Below are 448 nucleotides of genomic sequence, written 5' to 3' on the forward strand. Positions count from 1 at the left end.
AGGGAGCCAGCCAGGGAGCCAGCCGCCGAAGGTGGGGTAGATGATTGGGGTGAAGTCGTAACAAGGTAGCCGTATCGGAAGGTGCGRCTGGATCACCTCCTTTCTATGGAGACTCGGGTCTGAGAACGACCCAGTCAAGTATCTTCGGATACACAATCGCTTACTCACTCGTGTTCAGTTTTGAAAGAGCAATCTTTCAAACCAGTTGACAACCAACATCGATTTGTTGATGTAATGGTTGCAACGTTGTTCCTTGAAAACTAGATAACGAAAYRAAACGTAAAGTAAGAACTTAGGTAGTGCTAACCTTYGGGTTGCACGAAATTTTCAAATGTTTTTTTCTAGGTTAAGCTAGAAAGAGCACACGGAGGATGCCTAGGCACTAGGAGCCGAAGAAGGACGTGGCGAACGACGAAATGCCTCGGGGAGCCGTAAGCAGGCTTTGATC

At 47.7% G+C, this 448-nt stretch carries 2 rRNA genes; both read left to right on the top strand.

Features of this window, described 5'->3' with window-relative positions:
• Positions 1 to 103, top strand: a 16S ribosomal RNA gene (locus AC1DUA_RS40635); the annotation flags it as partial.
• Positions 104 to 344: 241 nt separating this feature from the next.
• Positions 345 to 448: ribosomal RNA gene (locus AC1DUA_RS40640) — 23S ribosomal RNA — on the top strand; the annotation flags it as partial.

The organism is Paenibacillus sp. 01T422 (assembly GCF_056398785.1).